The organism is Methylacidimicrobium cyclopophantes, assembly GCF_902143385.2.
GTDB classification, from domain to species: Bacteria; Verrucomicrobiota; Verrucomicrobiia; order Methylacidiphilales; family Methylacidiphilaceae; genus Methylacidimicrobium; species Methylacidimicrobium cyclopophantes.
In genome coordinates this window covers 1-3,914 of sequence record NZ_CABFUZ020000231.1, presented here as the reverse complement: position 1 = coordinate 3,914, position 3,914 = coordinate 1, and the positions used below count along the sequence as shown (strand labels likewise).

2 protein-coding genes are annotated in these 3,914 nt (G+C 64.2%); both read left to right on the top strand.

Annotated features, from left to right (window positions below; translation table 11 throughout):
* Positions 1-2,338: NHL repeat-containing protein (locus FN369_RS11270; protein ID WP_512698705.1), on the top strand; the 2,338-nt coding region annotated here is incomplete at its 5' end.
* Positions 2,335-3,462, top strand: coding sequence for a WD40/YVTN/BNR-like repeat-containing protein (locus FN369_RS09525; RefSeq protein ID WP_246189650.1), 1,128 nt, complete (start codon positions 2,335-2,337; stop codon positions 3,460-3,462). The genes FN369_RS11270 and FN369_RS09525, both read left to right, overlap by 4 nt.
* The last annotated feature ends 452 nt before the right edge of the window (positions 3,463-3,914 follow it).

Genomic DNA, 3,914 nt, shown 5'->3' with positions numbered 1-3,914 from the left:
TCCGGCGGTCGGCGGCCTCGCAGCCCCGGTGGGACTGGCTGCGGGCCCGGACGGGTTCCTCTACGTCTCGGACTGGGGCCGGGAGATGAATGTCAAAGTCTTCGATCTCCAAGGCCGCTTGGTTCGGACGATCGGCCGGAAGGGGGGGAGGCCGCTTGTGGGCCGCTACGAGACCGATGGGATGTTTCTCCCCTGGGGGCTCGCGCTCGACGGAGAGGGAAGGCTCTGGGTGGCCGAGTGGGATCGCTCTCCCCGGCGGATCAGCGTCTGGAATCCCGACGGGCGCTTCCTGCGGGAATTTTGCGGAACGACCTACTATGCGGCGATGGGCTGCGCGATCGACCCCTTCCGTCCCGAGCGAGCCTTCGTGACCGGGAACACGGTCGATCTCGATTGGAGAAGGGGTCTCTGGCGGGTGGCGGCGACCGCCTGGCGTCCGACGCATGCCGGCGCGCTCTTTGGGCCCGGGGCCGAGATGATCAGCCGCTTCGTTCGGAAGGGGAAGGAAGCCTACCTGGTCAACGGGACCGACGATTTCGTTTCGATCAGTCGGCTCGAGGAGGATGGATCGGCGCGGCCGCTGGCGGCCCTCGGGCAGCTCCCCTATTTCCTCCGTGGCAACGAAGAGCTGCCCGGGATGGTCCGGGATCGCCTCTGGGACGATCCCGAAGAGTTGCGCCGGGCGATGAGCCGCTTCCCATCGGTCTTTCGAGGGGAGGGTTGGGAGAGGTCGAGCCGTTTGGAGAATTGGTGGGCGCTTCGGGCGGAGGCGGTGAGCCGCGGAAAGCCCGTTCGGGGCTCCTTCCTTTGGGTCGACCGGAACGGAGACGGCCGGGCGCAGCCGGGCGAGGTGGAGTTCTTCTCCGAGGAAGAGCGGGGCGGGCCCGTCTTCCGGAGCGGATGGCTTCCGGCGGTCGCACCCGATTTCTCGGTCTACTGGCTCGACGACAAGGACGGGGTGACGACGGTCTGGCGGATGCCCTGCGCGGGCTGGAACGAGGCGGGGGCTCCGATCTATCGGCTCCAGGATGCGGCGCGGGTGTTGGGTGCCAGTCGGCCTGGCCAGATCGATGAGGCCGCCGGCTGGTGCGACGCCCAAGGCAACCTCCTGATCAACCATGCTCCCTTGGAAATGGTCTCCCCCGAAGGGAAGGTGCTCTGGCAATATCCGAATCCCTGGCCGGGAGTCCACGGCTCGCATTCGGCTCCGCAGAGCGCTCCCGGACGGCTGATCGGTCCGCTCTACGTGATCGGGTCGGCGGATGCGGGCGCCGAGCTCGGGGAGATCCTTTGCCTCGCGGGGAACATGGGCGAGCGTTACCTGCTGACGACCGACGGACTCTACGTCGCAGCCCTCTTCCGGGACGGGAGGGGAGCTCCCGACTCGATGCCTCCTGCCGCTAAGCGAGGGAAGACCCTCGATCAGGCAACGGCGGGAGGGGAGTCCTTCGGCGGACAATTCTTCCGGAATCCGGCGGACGGCGCTTACTACCTCTCCGGCCCCGTTTCGGAGGCGCGAGAGTGCTCGGTCGTCGCGAAGCTCGTGGGATTGGAGACCCTCCGCCGACTGCCGGACCAACGGATCCGGCTTTCGGAGGCGGTGACTCCGTCGGGGAAAGTTGCGGATGCGCGGGGAAGCAGCGCCATCCTAGAAATCGTTCCGCTGACCAAACCCGCCGGGGGAGTGCCGGGGCCCGAGCTCTTCGATTGGTCCTCCCCGGCCCGTGTCGCCCACTGGGTCTTCGATCCCGGTCATTCCGCCGAGGCTTCCTGGACTTTCGACGACCGGTATCTTTATGTCGGGTTTCATGCGGTGAAGGATTCGACGCCGATGCTCAACCAGGGGAGGGATCCGTCGCGGCTTTTCAAGACCGGCGATTGCGCGATCCTGGAGCTGAGGACCGGCGGAGCGGGCCGGGAGGGCGAAATCCGGCAAGGGGATGTGCGGTTGCTGTTGAGCGTCTGCGAGGGCAGGCCTATTGCGGTCCTCTACCGCTATCGAGTCCCCGGAACCAGCGAGCCCTCCGAGTTTGCCTCACCGATCGGGGTCACTCGGATCGATCGCGTTGAAGTGCTTTCGGATGCGCAGGTACGGATCGAGCCCGAACTGGGGGGCTACTCTCTTTACGCTTCGGTGCCGCTCCAGAAGATCGGCTGGCATCCCGTTCCGGGAGGCGTCTATCGGGGCGACCTCGGGATCATCTATTCCGACCGAAGCGGAACGATCGATGAGTTGCGGATGTATTGGGCGAACCGGCAGACGGGATTGGTCAACGACTTGGCATCGGAGGCCGCGATCGATCCAAGCCGGTGGGGAGAGTTTCGGATCGCGCGATGAGCGGGTGTTTGGGAAGAAGGAGCGGCCTGAGCCCTCGATTGTCCGACTGTCTGCCCGTTTTTGCGATGCTGGCCGTCTTCGCCTCTCCGATTTCCAGCTGGAGCCAGGGACAATGGCAAGGGGAAGAGATTGCTCAGGCGGGAGGAGGAGACTCGCCGATTCCGCTCCAATATCGGATCGGGAACACGGGGGGAACGGGCGGGGGCTTCGGTCAAGGAGAAATCCATGATCACCTCTGGGATGGGTTTTTTTGGAACCGGAAAATCGGCTGGGCCTGCGGCTTCGGCGGCGTCTTCCGAACCCAGGACGGCGGATGGTCTTGGACGCGCGTGAAACCGCGGGGCGGCTGGTATCATGTGCAGATGAGCGGCCCGCAGGAAATCTGGCTTCTGGAGGGGTTCCACGGACAAGCCAAGGCCCACCTCTGGCATTCGGTCGATGACGGTCGTTCCTGGAGCGAGCTCTTGCCCGGGAAGCTTTTGAGTGCGAGTGACCTCGTCTGCCGGGGCAATCTGCGGGCGGTCCTTTGCGGGGATTTCACGAGCTTCTGGAGCCTCGATGGGGGGCGGAATTGGGCGCCGCTGCCGTTTTACGGGACGATTCGCCTGGCGGTGCCGGGGGATATTCGCAGCGGCGCTGGGTTTGTCGCCTATGTCTTATGTGCCGGTGGCCCGCAGCAGCCCCGGGTGCCGCAGATCTTCAAGAGCACCGATTCGGGGCGCTCTTGGAAGGAACTCGTATTGTTTCACGGCCTTGCCTGGCCGCAATCGATCTTTTTTGCCACGAGCCTGTGCGGCTGGATCGGGCTTGACGATGGGAGCCTTTTGGCGACATCCGATGGCGGAGAGAGCTGGGAGAAATTGCCTTTTCCGGAACGGAGAGCGATTCGGGCTCTCTGGTTTGATTCCTTGGGACGGGGGTATGCCGCCGTGGAGAATTCGAATCTCGGGCGGCTGGGGCCGGCTCTCCTGGCGACCTTGGATGGGGGAAGGAGCTGGCAAACGGTCTTGAGCGGAGCAAAGAACATCAACGCCCTTTTTTCCTTGGGGCCGGACCGGCTCTGGGCGGTGGGGAGTGTCCCGGGCTTTGCGCCGAACGATCTGGTGGTCTTTTTGCACCGGTAATGGCCTGGAGAGTCTAACATCCTTTGCTTTGCGGGGCGATCCGGGGAAAGAACAAGGAAGAGAAGAAGAATGCGTTGACAGAGGCCAGACCAAACGTTTTCGGGGGAACCGGTACTCCCGAAGGCATGTCGCCCGATGGGGTGCGGTGGAGAAGGGGGATCCGGTCATCCTCTGGCTGGCCAAGGAGACGTCGGTGGGAGAGCTTGACGCAAGACTCGCTGGAGGGCACCCAAGTGTGGGATGACTGATACCGGGCCGGCGAGTTGCCCGACCTTTTGGGAAGGCATCTCTTTCGGCGGATTGAGCGAAGGCGCTGGTTTCGGACCTCCCTCCTCCATGCGCCGACGATGGGTTTTGAAAGATATGGAGACATTCTCTACGATCGGGCGAGCTTGGGCCAGGGCACTCCTCCCACGCCCTCTGCGGAACTTCTGGAGTTTCTTCGATTTTGC